Source organism: Lactobacillus sp. A27 (genome assembly GCF_016742815.1).
Taxonomy (GTDB): Bacteria; Bacillota; Bacilli; order Lactobacillales; family Lactobacillaceae; genus Lactobacillus; species Lactobacillus gallinarum.
In genome coordinates this window covers 22,256-42,594 of the sequence record NZ_JAEHNT010000011.1, presented here as the reverse complement: position 1 = coordinate 42,594, position 20,339 = coordinate 22,256, and the positions used below count along the sequence as shown (strand labels likewise).

20 protein-coding genes and 1 tRNA gene are annotated in these 20,339 nt (G+C 38.1%); 3 read left to right on the top strand and 18 right to left on the bottom strand.

Features of this window, described 5'->3' with window-relative positions:
• The first annotated feature begins 252 nt into the window (after positions 1 to 252).
• Positions 253 to 1,077: an aminoglycoside N(3)-acetyltransferase gene (locus JEM49_RS02075; RefSeq protein WP_098036432.1), complete on the top strand. Its 825-nt coding sequence runs from the start codon at positions 253 to 255 to the stop codon at positions 1,075 to 1,077.
• A gap of 213 nt (positions 1,078 to 1,290) precedes the next feature.
• On the opposite strand, the gene JEM49_RS02070 is transcribed toward JEM49_RS02075, so the two are convergent.
• A complete protein-coding gene (locus tag JEM49_RS02070; RefSeq protein ID WP_098036433.1) occupies positions 1,291 to 1,509 on the bottom strand; it encodes a DUF3923 family protein in 219 nt (72 codons plus the stop codon).
• Between the two features lie 99 nt (positions 1,510 to 1,608).
• A tRNA-Thr gene (locus JEM49_RS02065) sits at positions 1,609 to 1,681 on the bottom strand.
• A 163-nt stretch (positions 1,682 to 1,844) separates the two neighbouring features.
• Here JEM49_RS02065 and JEM49_RS02060 point away from each other — a divergent pair.
• Both JEM49_RS02060 and JEM49_RS02055 read left to right on the top strand, forming a co-directional pair.
• The gene (locus JEM49_RS02060) at positions 1,845 to 2,549 is read left to right on the top strand and encodes an MgtC/SapB family protein (RefSeq protein WP_201873420.1); all 705 of its coding nucleotides are present in this window, start codon (positions 1,845 to 1,847) and stop codon (positions 2,547 to 2,549) included.
• Positions 2,550 to 2,632: 83 nt separating this feature from the next.
• Positions 2,633 to 3,862: a DUF2974 domain-containing protein gene (locus JEM49_RS02055; RefSeq protein WP_098036444.1), complete on the top strand. Its 1,230-nt coding sequence runs from the start codon at positions 2,633 to 2,635 to the stop codon at positions 3,860 to 3,862.
• A gap of 61 nt (positions 3,863 to 3,923) precedes the next feature.
• On the opposite strand, the gene JEM49_RS02050 is transcribed toward JEM49_RS02055, so the two are convergent.
• From JEM49_RS02050 to dnaN, 16 genes are all read right to left on the bottom strand, one after another.
• Positions 3,924 to 4,184 (bottom strand): GlsB/YeaQ/YmgE family stress response membrane protein, encoded by a 261-nt coding sequence (locus JEM49_RS02050; RefSeq protein WP_201873419.1) that lies wholly within the window; start codon positions 4,182 to 4,184, stop codon positions 3,924 to 3,926.
• Between the two features lie 51 nt (positions 4,185 to 4,235).
• On the bottom strand, positions 4,236 to 4,406 hold the full coding sequence (locus JEM49_RS02045; protein WP_201873418.1) for a CsbD family protein: 171 nt from the start codon (positions 4,404 to 4,406) through the stop codon (positions 4,236 to 4,238).
• Positions 4,407 to 4,558: 152 nt separating this feature from the next.
• Positions 4,559 to 5,437, bottom strand: coding sequence for an ROK family protein (locus JEM49_RS02040; protein ID WP_098045750.1), 879 nt, complete (start codon positions 5,435 to 5,437; stop codon positions 4,559 to 4,561).
• A 117-nt stretch (positions 5,438 to 5,554) separates the two neighbouring features.
• Positions 5,555 to 6,484 carry a DegV family protein gene (locus JEM49_RS02035; protein WP_201873417.1) on the bottom strand — a complete coding sequence of 310 codons (930 nt, stop codon included), beginning with the start codon at positions 6,482 to 6,484 and terminating at the stop codon, positions 5,555 to 5,557.
• 104 nt (positions 6,485 to 6,588) lie between these two features.
• Positions 6,589 to 7,536: a phosphate/phosphite/phosphonate ABC transporter substrate-binding protein gene (locus tag JEM49_RS02030; protein ID WP_013436851.1), complete on the bottom strand. Its 948-nt coding sequence runs from the start codon at positions 7,534 to 7,536 to the stop codon at positions 6,589 to 6,591.
• Positions 7,537 to 7,761: 225 nt separating this feature from the next.
• Positions 7,762 to 9,156 (bottom strand): replicative DNA helicase, encoded by a 1,395-nt coding sequence (gene dnaB / locus JEM49_RS02025; protein WP_057730720.1) that lies wholly within the window; start codon positions 9,154 to 9,156, stop codon positions 7,762 to 7,764.
• Between the two features lie 31 nt (positions 9,157 to 9,187).
• Positions 9,188 to 9,643, bottom strand: coding sequence for a 50S ribosomal protein L9 (gene rplI / locus JEM49_RS02020; RefSeq protein ID WP_201873416.1), 456 nt, complete (start codon positions 9,641 to 9,643; stop codon positions 9,188 to 9,190).
• A gap of 11 nt (positions 9,644 to 9,654) precedes the next feature.
• Complete coding sequence (locus JEM49_RS02015) at positions 9,655 to 11,676, bottom strand: DHH family phosphoesterase (RefSeq protein ID WP_191451355.1); 2,022 nt, start codon at positions 11,674 to 11,676, stop codon at positions 9,655 to 9,657.
• 135 nt (positions 11,677 to 11,811) lie between these two features.
• Positions 11,812 to 12,048: a 30S ribosomal protein S18 gene (gene rpsR / locus JEM49_RS02010; RefSeq protein WP_003549366.1), complete on the bottom strand. Its 237-nt coding sequence runs from the start codon at positions 12,046 to 12,048 to the stop codon at positions 11,812 to 11,814.
• A gap of 27 nt (positions 12,049 to 12,075) precedes the next feature.
• The gene (gene ssb / locus JEM49_RS02005; RefSeq protein WP_087235765.1) at positions 12,076 to 12,597 is read right to left on the bottom strand and encodes a single-stranded DNA-binding protein; all 522 of its coding nucleotides are present in this window, start codon (positions 12,595 to 12,597) and stop codon (positions 12,076 to 12,078) included.
• Positions 12,598 to 12,642: 45 nt separating this feature from the next.
• Positions 12,643 to 12,939 carry a 30S ribosomal protein S6 gene (rpsF, locus tag JEM49_RS02000; RefSeq protein ID WP_025006345.1) on the bottom strand — a complete coding sequence of 99 codons (297 nt, stop codon included), beginning with the start codon at positions 12,937 to 12,939 and terminating at the stop codon, positions 12,643 to 12,645.
• A gap of 214 nt (positions 12,940 to 13,153) precedes the next feature.
• On the bottom strand, positions 13,154 to 15,637 hold the full coding sequence (gene gyrA, locus JEM49_RS01995; RefSeq protein ID WP_201873415.1) for a DNA gyrase subunit A: 2,484 nt from the start codon (positions 15,635 to 15,637) through the stop codon (positions 13,154 to 13,156).
• A gap of 10 nt (positions 15,638 to 15,647) precedes the next feature.
• Positions 15,648 to 17,612, bottom strand: coding sequence for a DNA topoisomerase (ATP-hydrolyzing) subunit B (gene gyrB / locus JEM49_RS01990; RefSeq protein WP_201873414.1), 1,965 nt, complete (start codon positions 17,610 to 17,612; stop codon positions 15,648 to 15,650).
• Entirely contained in the window at positions 17,613 to 18,740 is a 1,128-nt protein-coding gene (gene recF, locus JEM49_RS01985; protein ID WP_025006344.1) for a DNA replication/repair protein RecF, read from the bottom strand.
• On the bottom strand, positions 18,740 to 18,964 hold the full coding sequence (gene yaaA, locus JEM49_RS01980; RefSeq protein ID WP_025006343.1) for a S4 domain-containing protein YaaA: 225 nt from the start codon (positions 18,962 to 18,964) through the stop codon (positions 18,740 to 18,742). The genes recF and yaaA overlap by 1 nt, the downstream gene beginning before the upstream one ends.
• Before the next feature lie 222 nt (positions 18,965 to 19,186).
• Positions 19,187 to 20,317: a DNA polymerase III subunit beta gene (gene dnaN, locus JEM49_RS01975; protein ID WP_098043987.1), complete on the bottom strand. Its 1,131-nt coding sequence runs from the start codon at positions 20,315 to 20,317 to the stop codon at positions 19,187 to 19,189.
• Between the last annotated feature and the right edge of the window lie 22 nt (positions 20,318 to 20,339).

The following is a 20,339-nucleotide window of genomic DNA, read 5'->3' as shown; positions in this document are numbered from 1 at the left end:
CCTTAGAATCTTACTTTGACTAAATAAAGAATAAAAAATCGATCTATGAGAAAGATCTATTTACACAAAAGATTTGACAGTTTCAGTTATTTTTATCTATTATTTAAAAATGTTAAAATACCACTATTGATTATTCGAAAGGTAAATTAAGATGAGTAATAAAAAGAATAAAATTAACAATGCTGAAATTAAGACAAGAGTAATTATTTTCAGACCAAGTCAATAACATCTTATCTAGAAAAGGAATAAATTATGTCTGAAAATTTAATCGAAACTGTTGTTACAAAAAACGATTTAAAAGAAGCTTTCGCAAAATTGGGAGTTAAAAGCACAGATTCTTGCATGGTTCATACTGCCATGAGTAAGTTTCAATATTTACCCGGTGGGCCTAAAACAATTGTTAGAGCACTTGAAGAAACTTTATCCGTTGGCACACTAATGATGCCGTCACAGGTTTCAACGAATTGTGATCCAGCAACTTGGGAGTATCCACCCGTTCGTCAAGATTTAATTCAGGTGGTTAGAGATAATATGCCACCATATGATCCAAGGACCTCAGCTACAGAAGGTATGGGCATAACGCCAGAATACTTTAGGAATTTACCTGATGTAGTTCGCAGCACGCATCCCTATTTGCCAGTTGCTATCTGGGGTAAAAATGCGGCTGAAATTGCCGCACGTCAGCCTTTAAACCTGCCATATGGGATCAACAGTCCACTTGATTATTTGTACAAGAACGATGGCAAAATTATTTTCTTAGGTACCGATTACGAAACCTGCACAATACTTCACTACGCAGAATCTACGATTCATCGCAAAACTGAAACCTGTTCTGCAGCAACCAGTATCGACCAAGATGGAAAAACGATTTGGACAAATTATCAAAACATAGATTTAGATTCTTATGACGATTTCAACGAATTAGGTGAAGTTTTTGAAAAAGAATTTCCTAATGAAGTTAAAGCACAAAAATTAGGTCAAGGAATTATCAAAGTAATCAACAGCAAATCCTTGATCGATTTTGCCCGTCAATGGTTTAATAAAAAAGATCATCAATTTGGTAATGCAGTAGATTAATGAAGATCAAAAAGAGCAACACGAGATTCTTTCTCATGTTGCTCTTCTTTATTTTCTATTCTTTTTGCGAAACTCCACTTTCCGCATCTGGCTTGACCTCATCAGTTTTTGAATAATCAAAATCGTCAAGAGTTACCGCACCATCTTCATAGTGTTTTCCATGACGCTCTTCAACCGGTATCCCTAAAGCAATCGACCATTCCTTTGTTTCTCTTAGTTTATATTTTCTTGCTTTCTTTTTAAAACAATAAACCAAATTAGATAGCCAATAATGACAGGAATTGCAAAAATTAGCCAGATCAGCAAAGTCATTTCTTTTAATTGAGCCGTTTGAGCTACTCCTGCTCCGTCAACATTCCTAAACCAGATAATTGCTGCAATTGCTATCCAGACCAGCAATACAATTAATCCGCTAGTTTTCCATGCTTTCATAATTCTCCTCCAAGAAAATTGTGCTATTAATAAATGTTTTATTTATAGTACAAAAAAAGATCTGATTTTTCAATCAGATCTTTTAAACGTATTTATTAATGCTGACTAGAGGATTCGAACCTCCGACCTCATCATTACTAGTGACGTGCTCTGCCAACTGAGCTAAGTCAGCAACTCTTCGTTGTCTCACCCGACAACAGTATTAATTAAACCATATGAATTAGACTTGTGCAAGCCTTTTTTGCAAAAAAGTTCAAAAAAGTTTTCAAAACTATCAAATCACTGATTATACGGTAAAATGAATGTGTAGTTTTAATGAAATAAGGAGTGATTTTATGCAAACTCTAGCACCAATTCCAACTGAATTAGATTGGTTGCTTAGAATCATTGTTGCTGCTTTTTGCGGTGGGATTATTGGTTATGAACGTGCTATTCAACGAAAAAGCGCGGGAGTCAGAACACACATCGTAGTCGCAATTGCTTCTGCACTCTTTATGATCGTATCTAAGTATGGATTTACAGATCTTTTAAATATGCGCGATATTGCGCTTGATCCTTCCAGAATTGCCGCACAAATCGTTACTGGTATTTCCTTCATTGGTGCCGGTACAATTTTAGTTAGAAAAGAACAAATTTCTGGTTTAACCACCGCGGCTGGTGTCTGGGCAACTGCTGCTATCGGAATGGCTATCGGGGCTGGCATGTACTTTATTGGAATTCTTTCTACAGCCCTTCTCTTTGTGATTCAAATGCTCTTCCACGATGATGTGATCATCAGCAAGATCACACCTCATGTTCGCTTTAATATCCAAATTGAAGCCATTAACCAGCATCATATTTTATCTAAGATAAAAAAGGAACTTGAGGAAAACAAAGTTGAAAACATCAATATAAAAATTCTAGATGTTAGCGATGAAAGTATTGTCTTCTACGTCGATGGCGTTATCAATAATAAAATTAATGAAAACAACATTGTGATGGCACTGCGCAAGTATCCTGATATTACTCGAATTAGTTACACACGCGGTGGACTTAACTAAATCTCGAGCAATTCTGCTTGAGATTTTCTTTTGAAGAAAGATCCTGTAAAATACATCAATATTAATACAGAAAGGACATATATATGTCAGGCACTCTTGATTATTTACGCTGGCGCGGTGACTTAACCTTCAAAGAAAAGCCTTTTAATAGCGTTGACGCCTCTTTATTTTCTTCTTTAATTTATTTACCAGTAGACAAATCAGCTAAGGGGCATACTTTAGCTGAAGTTGCAGAAAAACTGCGCGTTCTCCCATCTTTTCAAGTACAAATGCACGATGAGACAGGCGCACAAATTTGGCTTTTACCCAAAAGTCCACGCCTAGGCAACGTTGAAATCCTAAATTGGACCAATCGCTTAGAAAAAGATCCTTATCCGTTGCAATTTACTGCCGCTACTTTTCGTCTAAATGCCAATACTATTCTCATTGTTTATCGCGGCACCGATAGTTCTATCATTGGCTGGAATGAAGACATGACTATGAATTACATGCCTAAAATCTATGGTCAAGATGTCGCCACCGATTATCTTAGAGAAATGGCCGAAGAATTTCCTAATGATAAAATTTATCTTACTGGTCATTCAAAGGGCGGCAACTACGCAGAATATGCTCTAAGTGTCGTTGAACCTGAATTGCAGGATCGCATTATTAAAGCCATCAGTTTTGATGGTCCCGGCTTCTTTGGTGAAGTATGGCGTTCTCCCGGCTTTGTTCGTGCCCTACCTAAAATGAAGACATACCTACCTGAAGGATCTATTATTGGAGCGATGTTAGATCACCCTGAGCGAGTTTTAATTACTAAAAGCAATGCTTCTATGGTTCAGCAACACGATCCGCGCCGCTGGAGCGTTGGTCGCGATAGTTTCGTTTTAGCTGATGGTCTTACTTCTGGAGCCAGATCTTTGCGCCATTCTCTAATTGATTTCAATCACACAATTCCTGATATTCAACGAGGCGAATTGTGGGACACTATGTTTCAATCATTTGAAGAATTAAATATTACTGACGTCTTCCAAATAACTGCTCATAAGTTACTGGGAACTGTTCGCTTTAGCCGCGTAATTATGTCGCTTACCCCTGATACACGAAAATATATTTTGCACATGATCAACGAGATTATTAACGCAATTCGCGGAAACATTAGCTTACCATTTTCTGAAACAGATTTTGCTCTATATCCAAAAAGCAACGACTCAAATAAGAAGCCGATCTTTTACGAATTCTATGACACTTCAGTTCCAAGCATTTTGCCTGAAGAAATCAAAACTAGATTCAAGACTGAAAAAGATGCGGAAAACAAAAAATTAAAGTAAAAAAGTTTCACATGAAACAAAAAGGACATGCAAGTGCATGTCCTTTTTTAGTATTAAGTTTTTATTCAGTTTGTCGATTGAAAATACTCATGATGAATGAAACCAAAGCAACCAATATTATTGCTCCCAATATGGACGGCACTATTGCCATGCCAGCCATTTTTGGCCCCCATTCACCAAAGATTGCTTGTCCAAGAGTTGAGCCAACTAGCCCAGCTATCGTATTAGCTATAAAGCCCATCGACCCGCCTTTGCCAGTTATGAAACCAGCGGCTAGTCCTATTATGGCACCAACTATTAAAACCCAGATCCAATATAACATAGGATCACCTATTTTCTTTCCATGTAAGGTTTAATAAAACAAACTGCTATTTTAATGATCTTCAAGATCATCCTTTAACTCTTTAGCCTTTTCCTTTATTTTACCCTTAGCTTGTTGAGCTTTTCCTTGTACTTCGCGAGCCTTGTCGCCGGTAACTTTACCTTCGACCTCTTTCACTTTTCCGATAACCTTGTCTTTTAAGCCACTATCTGTTTTTTTCATAGGTAGGACTCCTTTCGGGAAAATAATGTGATAGGTTTTCTATGTTTTTAATATTACACTGATTTATATCCGATTACGTCAAAAAAGGCTCGCCTTACGTCTTTCTTAACAAGTTGAGCCTTTTTGTTGCATATTTATTTTTGATTCGTTTTTTACTTGAGCAAATTCTTAGCTAATTCAAAGTCGCCTAAGGTAGCTGAACCATTGTTAGCTACAGCTGGACGAACAATTAATTCGTTTAAATCTGGAGTAGCTACATAGTTGTTGTTAAATTCGTCAAAAAACTTTCTTACTTTAGTCAAATCGTCTTCGTTTAATACAGAACCACCCACGATCATCACATCTGGACGAGCAGTCATGTAAACGTTAAAGAGCATTTGTGCAATGTAGTATGCGGAATAAGTGAAGACCTTATTATCACGAGAAAGCTTTTCACCTGGGATACCAGTTCTGCCTTCAAGACTTGGACCAGCTGCCATCCCTTCTACACAGGCATCATTGTGAAATGGACAGTGACCTTCATAATCATCACCTGGGTAGCGACGGACAAGCATGTGTCCCATTTCAGGGTGGTTGTTAAGCCCAAGCATCTTTCCACCTTGAACGATACCGGCACCCACACCAGTACCTACAGTTGCATAGAAGTAACTCTTAGAATCGTCACGGCCGCGCGCAACATATTCACCATAGCATGATGCATTAACGTCAGTTGTCATTACTACAGGAATACCTAATTCTTTTTCAAAGAAGCCCTTAACATTAGTACCTGACCAACCTGGCTTTGGCGTATCCAAAATATAACCATAAGTTTTTGACTTAGGATTAATATCAATTGGACCAAAAGTACCAATGCCTAATGCATCAACTGGGTGCTTTTTAAAGAACTCTGCAGTCTTTTCCAAGGTTTCCTTATTGGTGGTAGTAGGAATACGGTCTCTTGCGACTTCCTTACCAGTTTCAACATCTTGTACTGCTACGATAAATTTAGTACCACCGGCTTCAATACTGCCGACATATTTCTTATCTGACATATTCTCATCCTTTTCGTAAAAATTTTTATCTCCAAATAGTTTTGTGCTGCACCTATTATAAAGAAAAAAGCCCTTATGTGTAAAGGCTTTCATGCATATGTAATTAAATTTCTTTACTTACGCATTATCTACGACTTCTTTTGAGTCAATTCCTTTGATGGGTTGACCATTTTCATCAAAATAATCATCCAACTCACGACACCAAATCATCGCCATAGTTCCTTGTCCAACGTGCACTCCAACGACTGGGCCAATGATGCTAGTATTGAATTCATACTTAGGGAACTTAGCTTGATAATCCTTGACCCACTCCGCTTTTTTATCTGGATCAAGCGAATCAAAAATCGTGCATTGAATCTTATATGGCATATTCTTAGTTAAATTATCAAAATCTGTTTGGATATGCTTATAAGCTCGCTTGGTTTGACGTTCTTTAGCAATTGCGGAAATGTGTCCTTCAGCTTGCACATCCATTGAAAGAATCGGCTTGATTTTTAATAAAGCACCTACAAAACTAGCTGCATTAGAAAGACGGCCCGTACGCTTCAAGTGGCTTAAATCGTCCACCATAAAGCGCACATCCATTGTTTTCTGCAAGTCAGTTAAATCATGCATGATTAAATCAACGTCTGCTCCGGCTGCGACAAGGCGTCCTGCAAGGATAGCATAATCTGCCTCACCAGCACACGTAATTTTGCTATCAAAAGGATGGACCTTAATTCTAGTTTCGGCTTCAGCGATACTATGCACAGTAGAATAGTAGCTTGAAATACCACTAGATAAGGTAATTACAATCACATCGGTGTAGCCCTCTTGGACATATTCATCAATCTTCTTTTGTAAATTACCGATTGATGGCTGTGAAGTTGAAGGTAATTCACTTTCATCAGCCAATTTTTTATAAAATTCTTCATAGCCAATATCGATCATATCACGGTAAGTCTTATCGCCCCACATAATTGGAATTGGCAAAACATCGATATGATACTTTTCTTGTTGCTCTTTAGTTAAGTAAGCTGAGCTATCGGTTAAAACAGCAATTTTCATAATCTTTCTCCTTTGATTGTTACTTATATTTTAACCGATATCACATAGCTTTGGGCAAAAAAATAACCTGCTTTTAAAAAAGCAGGTCTTTTTAATAATCAACTTTAGTTATTATTACTACTGCCGCCAGTAGCTTTGTTAACAATCTTTTGGTATTGACGCAAGCCATCGAAGTCTGAGTCTTTGGCACTTACATAGCCATAATGGTTGTAAATACTTTCAATGATTTGCTTACCCTTCTTAGACTTAGCAATGTTCTTGAATGCCTTAGAAAGTTTAGCTCTAAACTTCTTAGGCATGTCTTTTCTAACTGCGATGGTGTCGTTAGGAATCCACTTAGTGAAGTAGATTGGCACAACGTCAGTCATTGCCTTCTTATCGTCTTGAGCTGCGATGTTACGTGCATCTGAGAAGACGAATGCAGCATCAACGTCACCGTTCAATACTGAAAGAACTTCTTGATCATCACCTTTGATGTTAACAAGCTTACATTCCTTAGTAACATTTAAGCCCTTCTTGTAAAGTTCTGCAACTGGGTAAACGTAACCGGATGAAGAACTTGGATCACCGATAGCAATCTTTTTACCTTTAAGGTCCTTCCATGACTTGATTTTAGAACCCTTCTTAACCACGATCATACCGCGGTATTTGTGCATCAAAGTGTGGTTCATCTTACCAGATGGTTCATCATAGCCGTAACGTTCAGCTTGTAAAAGTACGTCCGCAATTCCGCGTTTATGAGCAAGGATGTAAGAATATGGTGGCATGAAACCAACGTCAACTTTCTTAGATGACATAGCTTCAACCAAACCACTGTAGTCTGTAGAAACTGTTACGTGAACTGGAATATGCAATTGCTTTTGTAAAAGCGTTCCAAGTGGCTTGGCCTTAGCTTCCATCTTGTTAGCTTGAGTACTTGGTACGAATTCGACATTCAATTCTTTTGGTTCATTTGATGAAGATGAACTACTCTTTTGATTGTTCGAACATGCCGCAAGTGAAACAGTAGCTAAAACTGCTAAAGCTCCAACTAATACTTTTTTAAACTTCATAAACTTGAAATTCCTCCAAAAAATTAATTAATAGGTTTCATCACATAAATAGGTATAACAGAATAAATGCTAGATTTCAATATAAAATACGAATTATATTATTTATATTTATGGCCATTGTTCTGATATTTATTTTATATTTGCTGTGATATCAACGTTCATCACTTAATATTCGGATTTTGAATACTCTTAATAAATAAAAAAGCACATGCTTTTAACATATGCTTAATTGCCATCAGGATTATCATGAGCATAATCCAGGTTCGAGAAGCGGTTATATGGCTTCGAGAACATTAATTTAACAGTCCCACGACTACCTGAACGGTTCTTTTCAATAATTACTTCAACTTCACCGTTATCGTCTTCAGATCCTACTTCGTTGCTGCTACCGCTATTTTCACCATCTTCGGGTTCATCGCGGTAATAGTCATCACGATATAAGAAAGATACAATATCGGCATCCTGTTCAATTGACCCAGATTCACGAATATCGGACAATACAGGCCGTTTATCCTGCCTCTGCTCAACCGACCGTGATAACTGGGAAAGGGCAATAACGGGCACGTGAAGCTCCTTAGCCAGCTTTTTCAATTGACGTGAGATTGCGGAAACTTCTTGTTGCCGTGATTCACTACGTGGACCTTCAATCAGCTGCAGGTAGTCGATTACAATTAGCCCCAGATTACCTTTTTCTTTGGCTAATCTTCTGGCTTTTGCACGGATTTCACTCATTTTAATACCCGGAGTATCATCGATAAAAATATCCGTGTTAGCAAGCGAGCCTGACGCAATTACTAACTTGCGCCATTCTTCTTCATCCAGCTGACCTGTTCTTAAATGCTGAGAATCTATTAGTCCTAAGGATGCTAACATTCTTTGAACTAACTGTTCTCCACTCATTTCTAGAGAAAACATCGCCACGGTTTTATCCGTATGCAGCCCCACAAACTGTGCCACATTCAATGCAAATGACGTCTTACCTACACCAGGCCGTGCAGCGATAATGATCAATTCATCATCATGAAAACCAGTCGTCATCTTATCCAGCTCAGCGAATCCTGTTGGCAATCCTGTAACCATGTTGCCGTCATCAGGGATATTATTAATATCCTTAATAGTGGAATTAACGATTTCTTTGATTGTTCTGAAACCACCACTATTATTTTCTGATGAGACATTCATAATTTCGCTTTCCGCGTCATCAAGAATATCAGTTACATCATCTGAACCATCAATTGCGTTAGAAATAATCTTTTGACTAGCAGAAATCAGTCTGCGCAATAACGCCTTTCGGTGCACAATCTGCGCATAGTAAGTAACGTGCGCAGCGGTGGGCGTTGCCAGTGCTAATTCTGAAACATAACTAATCCCACCAATGTCATCTAGCTGATTTCTCTTATTTAGTTCATCTTGAAGAGTCAGCGGATCAATTGCATCCCCGCGATCTGACAAATCCAGCATCGCTTGATAGATGATCTGATTTGCTCTTTCATAAAAATCTTCCGGTTGAACTACCGCACTCGCATCAGCAATTGCTTCTGGATCAATAAAAATCGCGCCCAGAACAGCCTTTTCGGCATCTGAGTCGTGTGGAATTTGTTGAGAAACAATATTATCCATCAATCACAACCACTTTTTATCAAAAATAAAATTAGTCTTGTTCAGTAACGTGTACACGAATAGTAGCTTCAACACCCTTGAACAACTTAGCGTGAACATTAGTGTAACCTAAAGTCTTGATTGGTTCTGGCAAGTTCAACTTGCGCTTATCAACCTTGATACCATATTGCTTTTCAAGGCCTTCTACAATCTTCTTGCTTGAAATTGAACCAAACAAACGTGAATCTGTACCAGCCTTTGACTTGAAGTTAACGATTGTATCGTCTTTTTCAAGCTCTGCCTTAATCTTTTCAGCTTCTGACTTTTCAGCTTCGTAAGCAGCCTTTTCGTTAGCTTCTACACGCTTTAAGGTATTCATGTTACCCCTGGTAGCTGCCTTAGCCAAGCCACGCTTGATTAAATAGTTTTGTGCATATCCATCTGGAACTTCCTTAACTTGTCCACGCTTACCACGACCTCTAACGTCTTGTGTAAAAATAACCTTCATTTTGTTCTCCTTTATTCATTTTCCTTTTCGTATTCATCAATTGCTTGAAGCAATTTTGCTCTTGCTTCTTCAATAGTAACACCTTTAATCTGAGTAGCCGCATTAGAAAGATGGCCGCCACCGCCCAGCTTTTCCATAATAATCTGCACATTAATCTTACCCATTGAACGTGCAGAAATACCGATAGTGTCTGGAGTGCGCCGAGTAATGGCAAAACTAGCACCCACATTTTCCAAATCAAGTGCCGTATCAGCTGCTTGAGCCGTGATAATTGGATCGATAATCTTATCATCAGGTCCACACAAAACAGCCATATGCGGCTTTACCATCTTCAATGTAGCAACCAAATGTGTTCTCTCAAGGAAACTATCAATATCTTCCTTGAGCAGTAAACTTACCACAGCTGAATCAGCGCCGATTGACCGCAAGTAACTTGCGGCATCAAAGGTTCGAGTCCCCGTTCTAAGCGAGAATTCTTTAGAATCGACTACGATACCGGCAAGCATTGCAGTTGCTTCTAGATCTGTTAAAACTCGCTTGCCTTGCGCTGGCTGTTGATACTCGATCATTTCAGTAACCAACTCACAGGCTGAAGAAGCATATGGTTCAACATAGGTAAGCATTGGATTCTCTGGAAACTCTTCACCACGTCTATGGTGATCAATTACGATAATTCTATTCTTCAAACGATCATACAAGGCTTGAGAATAAGTAATTGAATACTTAGAGTGATCAACCATAACCAACATTGATTTATCAGTTGCTTCAGCTAGAGCCTCCTCAGGACTGATAAAAATATCTTTATCCTGATTCTTCTGTTGCATTCTGATCACTAAGCGCCCTACGTCATAATTTGTTTTATTAGTATCTAAAACAAAATTAGCTTTTACGCCATGAAGGCGAGCCAACTTTACGACACCAATACCACTACCAACTGAGTCCATGTCTGGACGCTGATGTCCAACGACGAAAACACGGTCCGCATCTTTGAATAGTTCACTAATTGCTTGAGAGACCATTCTAGCTCTGACTCTAGTTCGCTTCTCCATTGGGTTGGATTTACCACCATAAAAGCGTGCATCCTTGCCCGGTTGACGAAGCACAACTTGATCCCCGCCTCGACCTAAGGCTAAATCAAGATTAGATTGTGCCTGGTTGGCAATTTCAGAGAGTGAATCGGAGCCGAAGGCAATCCCGACTGACAAGGTAAGCGGAGTGTTGTTACGGCTAGTTTCTTGTCGTACTTTATCTAAGACAGAGAACTTATCCTTTTCCATCTCAGCTAAATCTTGCATATGTACTAGCAGTAAAAAGTGATCTTCATCGATCCGCTTTAAATATGCCTTAAACTTCTTAGCATAATTACTTAACGTGTTTTGTACATATGAACTCATGCTGGTCAGTTCCTGATCATGCATTGTTTCGCTTAACTCATCATAATTATCAATAAAGATCTGTCCAATAGCCAGACGCTCAGCTTCATACTTATCTTCGATTTTTGCATAACGCGTAATATCTAGCAGATAAATTACGCCCAAATCATCTTGGACCACCATTTCAAAACGGTGTCCATCCCAATTAACTATATGGTTTTCTGAGGTTTTAGCTTCAATCGCTTCATTCAACAATTTATTCAGATCTGGATCTACAGCTTCAATTGTGTGACCTACTAAATCCGTATCTTTAAGATACAATTGCAAATAAGGATTCACCCATTGAATCTGATGATCAGAATCATAGAGCAAAATACCGAGTGGCATCTTGATCATGGCTTCTTGCTCACTACGTTTTATTCGGTAAGACAGATTAACGGCAAAATTAGTTGCCTTACCTGCCAAAATGTAGGTTCCATAAATGGCAAAAGCAACAGACATAATAAAAATTAGCACCATTGCTAAACCAAATAATGGACTCATAATCATCGCAATAATACTTCCCACTAAAGAAAGTACTAAAATGATTACTACGGAAGCTGTTAATCGCGAATCTTTAATAAATTCAGGCAATTCAAGCTTACGTAAAAAATCTTTCATGAAGATCCTTCCTATTACAAGGTAAAATATATCAGTATCAATTATACATTATTACGCGTTATGAATGAAAAAATGGCACTAAAAAAGGGCAGGAAATAATCCTGTCCTTTTGGTTTGTATTCGATCTAATTTTAATTAGTCTTCAGCAACAAATGGTAACAAGCCCATGATACGAGCTCTCTTAATAGCATTTGCAACTTTACGTTGGTTCTTAGCACTAGTGCCAGTAACACGACGTGGTAAAATCTTACCTCTTTCTGAGATAAAACGTTTCAACAGATCGACATCCTTGTAGTCAACGTAATCGATGTGGTTAGCTGCAATGTAGTCAACCTTACGACGACGACGGCCGCCTCTTCTTTGTTGAGCCATGTTCTAGAATCCTTTCTTTAAATATTTTTAGAATGGAAGATCATCATCAGAAATATCAATCGGATCGCCGGATCCTGCGAATGGATCTTGAGCGTTATTTGATTGATTATTAGTATTCTGAGTAGTATTTTGTGATCCACCATTATTTTGGAAGTTGTTAGTGCTTGGAGCACCAGCATTTCCAGTATTTGGTGTATAACCACCATTTTGACCGCGGGCTTCACGATCCTTGCGTGATTCGAGCAATGCGAAGTTATCAACAACAACTTCAGTTACATATACTCTTTGCCCATCTTTATTGTCATAACTTCTGGTTTGAATACGGCCATCAATACCAACTAATGAACCCTTTGAAGTAAAGTTACAGAAGTTTTCCGCAGATTTTCTCCAAATTACACAGCTGATAAAGTCCGCGCCCCTCTCACCTTGGCTATTTGTAAATTGACGGTCAACAGCAAGAGTAAACGTAGCAACCGAGATTCCACTCCCAGTAGTACGCAATTCAGGATCACGTGTTAAACGGCCAACAAGTACAACTCTATTAATCATACTTATGTCCTTCCTTTCCTAAATCACGAAAACAATAAATTAAAATTACTTGTCTAACTTAACGGTCATTGAACGTAAGATAGCGTTGTCAATCTTTGACAAACGGCTAAATTCGTTAACTGCGTCAGCGTTGTCAGCAGTGAAAGTCATAATGTGGTAAGTACCTTCACGATACTTATCAATTTCATATGCGAAACGACGCTTGCCCCAGTCTTTGGATTCTACCATAGTACCACCGTTATCAGCGATAACCTTGTCGTAGTTTTCTACGAGGGCCTTCTTTGATTCTTCATCAACATCAGGCTTGATAATGTAAGTTACTTCGTACTTTGTAGTTGCCATGACTAATGCACCTCCTTTTGGACTATATGGTTCTTGCTAAAATCAAGAACAAGGAGTAATTGAAATATTACTCGCAATTTCTAATTCTAGCATATAAATAAAAAATTACCAAACAGTTTTTCACGTGATCCTAAATAGTTTTTTACTGTTCACTATTTATTACGCAAAAAAGTTTGATAATTTTTTTAAAACTTCAAATTTTTTGATTTTTTAATTACTCATTATCGTCATTGTCATCTTCATCATCAACTTGATCTTGATCAGCTTCAGATGGAACAATGGTCAAACTTGCGACTTGACTATCGTCGTTAACTTTAATCAAGCGAACACCCATAGTACTACGTCCAGTTTGAGAAACATTCTTTGTCTTAAAGCGGATCATAATACCATCAGTAGTGATAACCATGATGTCCTTGCCCTTACTAATGACGATTACGCCAGCAAGTAGGCCATTCTTTTCAGTGATATTAGCAGTCTTGATACCTTTACCACCACGGCCCTTAACTGGATATTCTGCAGCTGGAGTACGTTTACCGTAGCCTTTTTCAGAAATGACTAATACCTGGTCGTCTGCACCTAATACACCAGAACCAACTACATAATCATGATCACGTAAGTTAATTCCGCGTACACCCGCAGCAGTTCTACCCATAGCACGAACATCATTTTCGTTAAAGGTTACTGCATAGCCTAAGTGAGTACCAATTAAGATGTTTTGCTTACCGTCCGTAGTAAGGACATTGCTTAATTCATCCCCGTCACGCAAGGTAAGAGCAATCAAACCACTATTTCTAATGTTAGAGAATTCACTGACATGAGTGCGTTTTACAGTACCCATCTTAGTGATGAAGAATAAGTAATTATCATCTGCTCCTTCTGGGACGCTGATCACAGTTTGGACTTTTTCGCCTTTTTCAAGTTGGAGCAAGTTAACTACTGGCAATCCCTTGGCCATACGACCATATTCTGGAATTTCATATGCCTTCTTTGAGTAAACTTTACCCGCATTAGTAAAGAACAAAAGCATGTCATGTGTACTTGAGTAAATTAAGTGTTCGATAAAGTCACCATCTTGAACACCCATACCCTTAATACCTTTACCACCACGGTTTTGGGTCTTAAATTCTTGAATTGGCATTCTCTTGATGTAACCATTGTGAGTTACAGTCAAAAGAATATTTTGTTTTTCAATTAAATCTTCATCTTCAATTGAAACAACTTCGCTGGCACCAATTTCGGTTCTACGCTTATCACCAAAACGCTTTTGGATATCGAGCAATTCATCGTAAATGATTTGGTCGATTCTTTCTGGCTTAGCAAGAATATCCTTGTAGTCTGCAATCTTAGCTTGCAACTCTCTATATTCGGCCTCAACCTTATCTCGTTCCAAGCCTGTTAAACGTACAAGACGCATATCCAAAATTGCTTGAGATTGCTTATCATCAAGACCGAAGCGACTAATTAAAGTTACCTTAGCGATATCACTTGATTGACTGTTACGGATAATATGAACAATTTCATCAATATTATCTAGAGCAATTCGCAACCCTTCAAGAATATGGGCTCTAGCCTCAGCCTTAGCTAATTCGAACTTGGTTCTACGAGTTACAACATCTTCTTGGTGGTCCAAGTAATATTGCAACATTTGCTTCAAAGTTAAGAAGTGTGGTGCACCATCAACGATGGCAACCATGTTCATGCCGAAGTTAGCCTGCATTTGAGTTTGTTTGAACAAATTATTCAAAACAACACTGGCACTGGCATCCCTACGAATATCAATAGTAATTCGCATACCAGTCTGGTCAGATTCATCACGAACACCAGTAATTCCATCGATGATCTTTTCACGTGCTAAGTCAGCAATCTTCTTAACTAATTCAGCCTTATTAACCATGAAAGGAATTTCGCTAACAATAATTCTTTCACGGCCACTCTTTTCTGTTTCGATATTCGTTTTGGCACGTACAACGATGTTGCCCTTACCAGTTTCATAAGCACGATAAATTCCACCGCGACCCATAATAATTCCACCAGTTGGGAAATCAGGGCCTGGAATAACCTTCATCAAATCCTTAGTAGTGGCATCAGGATTTTTCATCAACATGTGCAAACCACTAATTACTTCGCTCAAGTTATGAGGTGGGATATTAGTTGTCATACCAACAGCAATACCGTTAGCACCGTTAACTAACAAGTTAGGAATTCTAGCTGGCAATACTACTGGTTCATTTTCAGTATCATCATAGTTTCTTTGCCAGTCGATTGTGTTTTTATTGATATCACGAAGCATTTCAACAGCGATTTTGCTCATTCTTGCTTCGGTATAACGCATTGCGGCTGGTTCGTCCCCATCAACAGAACCGAAGTTACCGTGACCATCAACTAACATGTAACGGTATGAAAAGTCTTGTGCCATGTGCGCCATAGCTAAATAAATTGATGAGTCACCGTGTGGGTGGAATTTACCCATAACTTCCCCAACAATTCTGGCACTCTTCTTGTATGGCTTATCAGGCGTAACACCTAATTCGCTCATTCCATAAAGAATACGACGCTGTACAGGCTTCAAACCATCGCGAACATCAGGCAAAGCACGAGCTACAATAACTGACATTGCATAGTCCAGGAATGAACTACGCATCATGCTAGTTAAATCGACGTTTCTAATTCTACGATCTTGAGTTTGATTATCGTCCATCTAACCTCTCCTATGCATCCAAATTTTCAACATATTTAGCATTCTTTTGAATAAAGTCACGTCTTGGAGCAACTTCATTACCCATTAAAAGTTCAAAGACTGCATCCGCATCCTTGGCATATTCAGGACTTACTCGATCCAAACGTCTATTTTCTGGATTCATAGTAGTTTCCCATAATTGTTCTGGGTCCATTTCACCTAACCCCTTGTAACGCTGTACAACTGGCTTAGGACTTGGTTGCAAACTACCTAAGTAATCATGCAATTCTTCATCAGTATCAAGATATTTAATTACCTTACCCTGACGAACTTGATACAGAGGTGGACGAGCGATGTATACATATCCCTTTTCAATCATTGGACGCATGTAATTGTAAAACAGCGTCAAAAGCAAAGTTCTAATGTGAGCACCATCGACATCGGCATCAGTCATGATAATTAACTTATGGTAACGAGCCTTAGACACATCAAAATCTGCACCAAAGCCTGTACCCAAAGCTGTAAATAAAGATCTGATTTCTTGGTTAGCTAAAATACGATCCATTGAAGCTTTTTCAACGTTCAAGATCTTACCTCTGATTGGCAAAATTGCTTGGGTCAAACGAGATCTACCTTGTTTTGCTGAACCACCGGCTGAATTACCCTCAACGATAAATAATTCAGAAATACTTGGATCATTACTGGTATTGTCAGCTAATTTACCTGGCAAGTTTGCAATTTCCAAACCGGACTTTTTACGGGTAACTTCACGCGCACGCTTAGCAGCTGTTCTAGCACGTTCAGCAAGTTGTCCCTTTTCCACAATCTTGCGTCCAACAGATGGATTTTCCATTAAGAAACGGCTAAAAGTCTCAGAGAATGACTTATCTACTGCTGTTCTAGCATCTGAGTTACCCAACTTAGTCTTGGTCTGACCTTCAAACTGAGGACTTGGGTGCTTAACTGAAACAACAGCTGTCATTCCTTCACGGATATCTTCACCAGAAAGATTGTCATCCTTATCCTTTAAGATCTTAGCCTTGTGCGCATAGTCGTTGACTACACGAGTTAAAGCAGTCTTAAAACCAGCCTCGTGCATCCCACCTTCATAGGTGTGGATATTATTAGCGAAAGTCATCAAAGTGGTCTTATAGCCATTTGTATATTGCAAAGCAACTTCCACATCAATACCGTTATAAGTACTTTCAACATAGATTGGTTCATCAAATAATACTTCTTGTCCTTTGTTCAAAAAGGCAACGTATTCTTTAATACCACCTTCGTACTTGTATACGTCGGTTTCAGCACTATCTTTACGTTTATCAGTAAAAGTAAGCTTTAATCCCTTGTTTAAAAATGCAAGTTCACGAATTCTATTCTTTAAGATCTTGTCATCAAAAGTAGTAGTTTCAGTAAAAATATCAGGATCTGGATAGAAATGAACAATAGTACCATGTTGATCAAGTGGCACAGTACCAATTTGTTTCATATCATCCTTAACACGGCCGTGATCAAAATCAATGAAATACTTTTTACCATCACGCATGACAGTTACATCAAGCTTAGTGGACAAAGCATTTACAACAGATGCACCAACACCGTGCAAACCACCTGATACCTTGTATCCGCCACCGCCGAATTTACCACCGGCGTGAAGTACAGTAAATACGGTCTCTAATGCTGGACGACCTGTCTTTTTCTGAATATCTACTGGGATACCACGACCATCATCTTGAATAGTAACACTACCATCCTCATTAACAGTAATTTCAATCTTGGTAGCAAAACCAGCAAGTCGTTCATCAATACTGTTATCAATAATTTCCCACACTAAGTGGTGCAATCCCTGAGAACTAGTCGAACCGATATACATACCTGGTCGCTTACGAACAGCCTCCAGGCCGCCTAAGACTTGAATTTGACTGGCATTATACTTGTCGGCCTCTTTTTCATATTTTTTGACCTTATCAAGATTTTTCTTTGAATTATCAGCCATTTAATTCTCCTTCTCAAAACTAATTTTGCCAGATTGAATGTGGTACACACGTGGCTTCTTAATTATTTCCCAGGAAATTCCTTCCAGATCTGTTGTAGTGATAAAGGTCTGAGTCTTTCCATGAATATAATTAAGGAGTGCACTTTGACGAGTGTGATCTAGCTCACTCATCACATCATCTAATAACAACAATGGATATTCATCAGTTAATTGATGGATCAACTGAATTTCTGCCAACTTTACACTTAAAGCAATGGAACGTTGCTGTCCCTGGGAAGCATATAAATGGGCATTTTTACCATCGAGCTTAAACTCAATATCGTCTCGGTGCGGTCCAGACGTAGTAGTACCCTTCCGCATTTCAATCGCTTTATTGCGTTCAAAGTTTGCTAGTATTTTTTGATAAATCTCTTCAACAGTATCATCCGCTTCAATAGTAGAAACAGATGGGTGGTACGCTATTGCTAGCTTCTCACCACCCAAACTGATATGTGCATATGCATCGCTAGCATAGTGACTTAAATATCGCAAAAACTTAAAACGACGAAAAATCACTTCTGCAGCAATACCTGCAAGCTGATCTGACAATACATCCAAAAAGACCTGATCTTTTGTTTTTCCTTTGGCAAGTTGCTTTAAATAATTATTTTTTTGAAGCAAAACTTGCCGATACTTACTAGCAAAGTATAAATATTCCGCATTTATTTGACCGAATTCTTGGTCCATAAATCTTCTCCGCAAGGCTGGAGCACCCTTTATCAACTCCAAATCCTCCGGAGAAAATAAAATTGCATTTAATTGGCCAACGTACTTCGATAACTTAGCTTGCTCAACACGATTAATCCATACTTTTTTACCCTTTTGGGTGATCAAAACACGCAATGTTAGATCAACCTGGCTTTTTTGCACATGACCAAGCAAATTGGTGTATTCGCCACCAAAACCTATTAATTCTTTATCAGAATTGGTTCTATGGGATCTAGTCAACGCTAAAAAATAGATTGCTTCCAAAAGATTGGTTTTTCCCTGCGCATTTTTGCCAATAAAAATATTGACGTTAGGATCAAAATCGATATCAAGCTTTTTTAAATTACGAAAATTTTGAACTACAAAATGATCAAGATACATTACTCTTCCCGCCGAAATTCATATTCTTGCCCATTAACTAGCAAATGATCTCCAACGCGAATTTTTTTACCTCTACGATTCTCAAGTGCTCCATTTAAAGTTACTGGATTATCTTGGAGATAAAATTTAGCTTGTCCGCCTGACGAAACAACGCTCTCTTCTTTAAGGAATTGCCCTAAAGTTATACAGTCGCCAACAATTGTAAAATATTTGATGATGTTCACCTTCAATACTCTTTTTACCTATATAATTATATTAGTTTTTATAACAAATAACAAACTTAAACCGCTATTTAAGGCGTTTTCTGCGGTTTTTTTGCAAATAACCTGATCACACTATCCCGAATAAAAAATACTAGAGCGTCGATTTTTAGCATTTAACAGAAAAACAAATAAAAACTGCCCACGATGGGGCAGTTTTTTAATACCTAAATTTTGTGTACTTAATTAGTAGGTTCTAACTGGTGTAATTAATTGAACAAATTCAATATCATCTTTATCTGGATTAATGACGAATGGACGCAGTGGCTTAGTAAAACTCATTACTACAGAATCGGTAATAGAAGCTCTAAGTGCATCACGCATGTAATCAGGGTTGAATGAAATTTGTAAGTCATTTCCTTCCAAGTTCCTGAAACTTACATCTTCTTCTACATTACCAATTTCTGCGGATTTACCAGATAACTTTGCAGTTTGGTTCGTAGTATCCAAAGTTAAAGTTACTACGTTATTGCGGCCCGCGTGTGTTAACAAACTTGCACGTTCAAGTGCACTAGATAATTCTGAAATATCAAATTCAACACTAGTAGTTTTTTCAGTTGGAATTAAACGATCAGTGTCAGGATAATTGCCATCAAGCAAACGTGAATAGAATGAAAGATTGCCAATTACAAACAATGCTTGGTTATCACCAGGGCAAATTTTTACTTCTGGATCAGTTTCTCCAATAATTCTAGCTAATTCTTGCAAACTTTTACCAGGGATAATCAGATCGGTTTCTGCTTGAGGTCCGTTTTCTAAAGTAATAGTTCTCTGTGATAAACGGTGAGAATCAGTTGCGACTGCCTTAATGTTGGTTGGATTAAAGAAGAAACGAACACCTGTAAGAATAGCTCTCGTTTGATCGTTAGATGTGGCAAATTGCGTTTCATTAATAATTTCACGGAAAGTTTTGCCAGAAATAGTAAATGCGGCATTATCAGGGATTTCAGGTAAACGTGGATAATTATTTGCATCTAAGCCATTAATTGTAAATTCACTATTTTCAGATACGATTTGAGTTTGGAAACTTTCTTTTACTTCAAATGAAAAGTCTTTACCTGGTAATTTCTTAACAATTTCACTGAAGAATCTAGCAGGCAGAACAATTGAACCTGTAGATTCCACATTTAAGTCTTCGTTTACAGGTATCTTTATTTCAATTGAAATGTCTGTATCGCTACCTGTTAAGGTTAATTCTGTTTCAGTCAAGTCCAACTTAATACCACTAAGAATAGGAATAGTTGCTCTTGAGGAAATAGCCCGCATTACATTGTTCAAGTTTTCTATAAACAGATTACGATTAATTGTAAATTTCATTGTTGTCCTCCTAAGTTATTTA

Coding starts and splice junctions, on each gene's coding strand:
- JEM49_RS02075 (WP_098036432.1), top strand. CDS start 253: ATGTCTGAAAATTTAATCGAAACTGTTGTTACAAAAAACGATTTAAAA.
- JEM49_RS02070 (WP_098036433.1), bottom strand. CDS start 1,509: ATGAAAGCATGGAAAACTAGCGGATTAATTGTATTGCTGGTCTGGATA.
- JEM49_RS02060 (WP_201873420.1), top strand. CDS start 1,845: ATGCAAACTCTAGCACCAATTCCAACTGAATTAGATTGGTTGCTTAGA.
- JEM49_RS02055 (WP_098036444.1), top strand. CDS start 2,633: ATGTCAGGCACTCTTGATTATTTACGCTGGCGCGGTGACTTAACCTTC.
- JEM49_RS02050 (WP_201873419.1), bottom strand. CDS start 4,184: ATGTTATATTGGATCTGGGTTTTAATAGTTGGTGCCATAATAGGACTA.
- JEM49_RS02045 (WP_201873418.1), bottom strand. CDS start 4,406: ATGAAAAAAACAGATAGTGGCTTAAAAGACAAGGTTATCGGAAAAGTG.
- JEM49_RS02040 (WP_098045750.1), bottom strand. CDS start 5,437: ATGTCAGATAAGAAATATGTCGGCAGTATTGAAGCCGGTGGTACTAAA.
- JEM49_RS02035 (WP_201873417.1), bottom strand. CDS start 6,484: ATGAAAATTGCTGTTTTAACCGATAGCTCAGCTTACTTAACTAAAGAG.
- JEM49_RS02030 (WP_013436851.1), bottom strand. CDS start 7,536: ATGAAGTTTAAAAAAGTATTAGTTGGAGCTTTAGCAGTTTTAGCTACT.
- dnaB (WP_057730720.1), bottom strand. CDS start 9,156: ATGGATAATATTGTTTCTCAACAAATTCCACACGACTCAGATGCCGAA.
- rplI (WP_201873416.1), bottom strand. CDS start 9,643: ATGAAGGTTATTTTTACACAAGACGTTAGAGGTCGTGGTAAGCGTGGA.
- JEM49_RS02015 (WP_191451355.1), bottom strand. CDS start 11,676: ATGAAAGATTTTTTACGTAAGCTTGAATTGCCTGAATTTATTAAAGAT.
- rpsR (WP_003549366.1), bottom strand. CDS start 12,048: ATGGCTCAACAAAGAAGAGGCGGCCGTCGTCGTCGTAAGGTTGACTAC.
- ssb (WP_087235765.1), bottom strand. CDS start 12,597: ATGATTAATAGAGTTGTACTTGTTGGCCGTTTAACACGTGATCCTGAA.
- rpsF (WP_025006345.1), bottom strand. CDS start 12,939: ATGGCAACTACAAAGTACGAAGTAACTTACATTATCAAGCCTGATGTT.
- gyrA (WP_201873415.1), bottom strand. CDS start 15,637: ATGGACGATAATCAAACTCAAGATCGTAGAATTAGAAACGTCGATTTA.
- gyrB (WP_201873414.1), bottom strand. CDS start 17,612: ATGGCTGATAATTCAAAGAAAAATCTTGATAAGGTCAAAAAATATGAA.
- recF (WP_025006344.1), bottom strand. CDS start 18,740: ATGTATCTTGATCATTTTGTAGTTCAAAATTTTCGTAATTTAAAAAAG.
- dnaN (WP_098043987.1), bottom strand. CDS start 20,317: ATGAAATTTACAATTAATCGTAATCTGTTTATAGAAAACTTGAACAAT.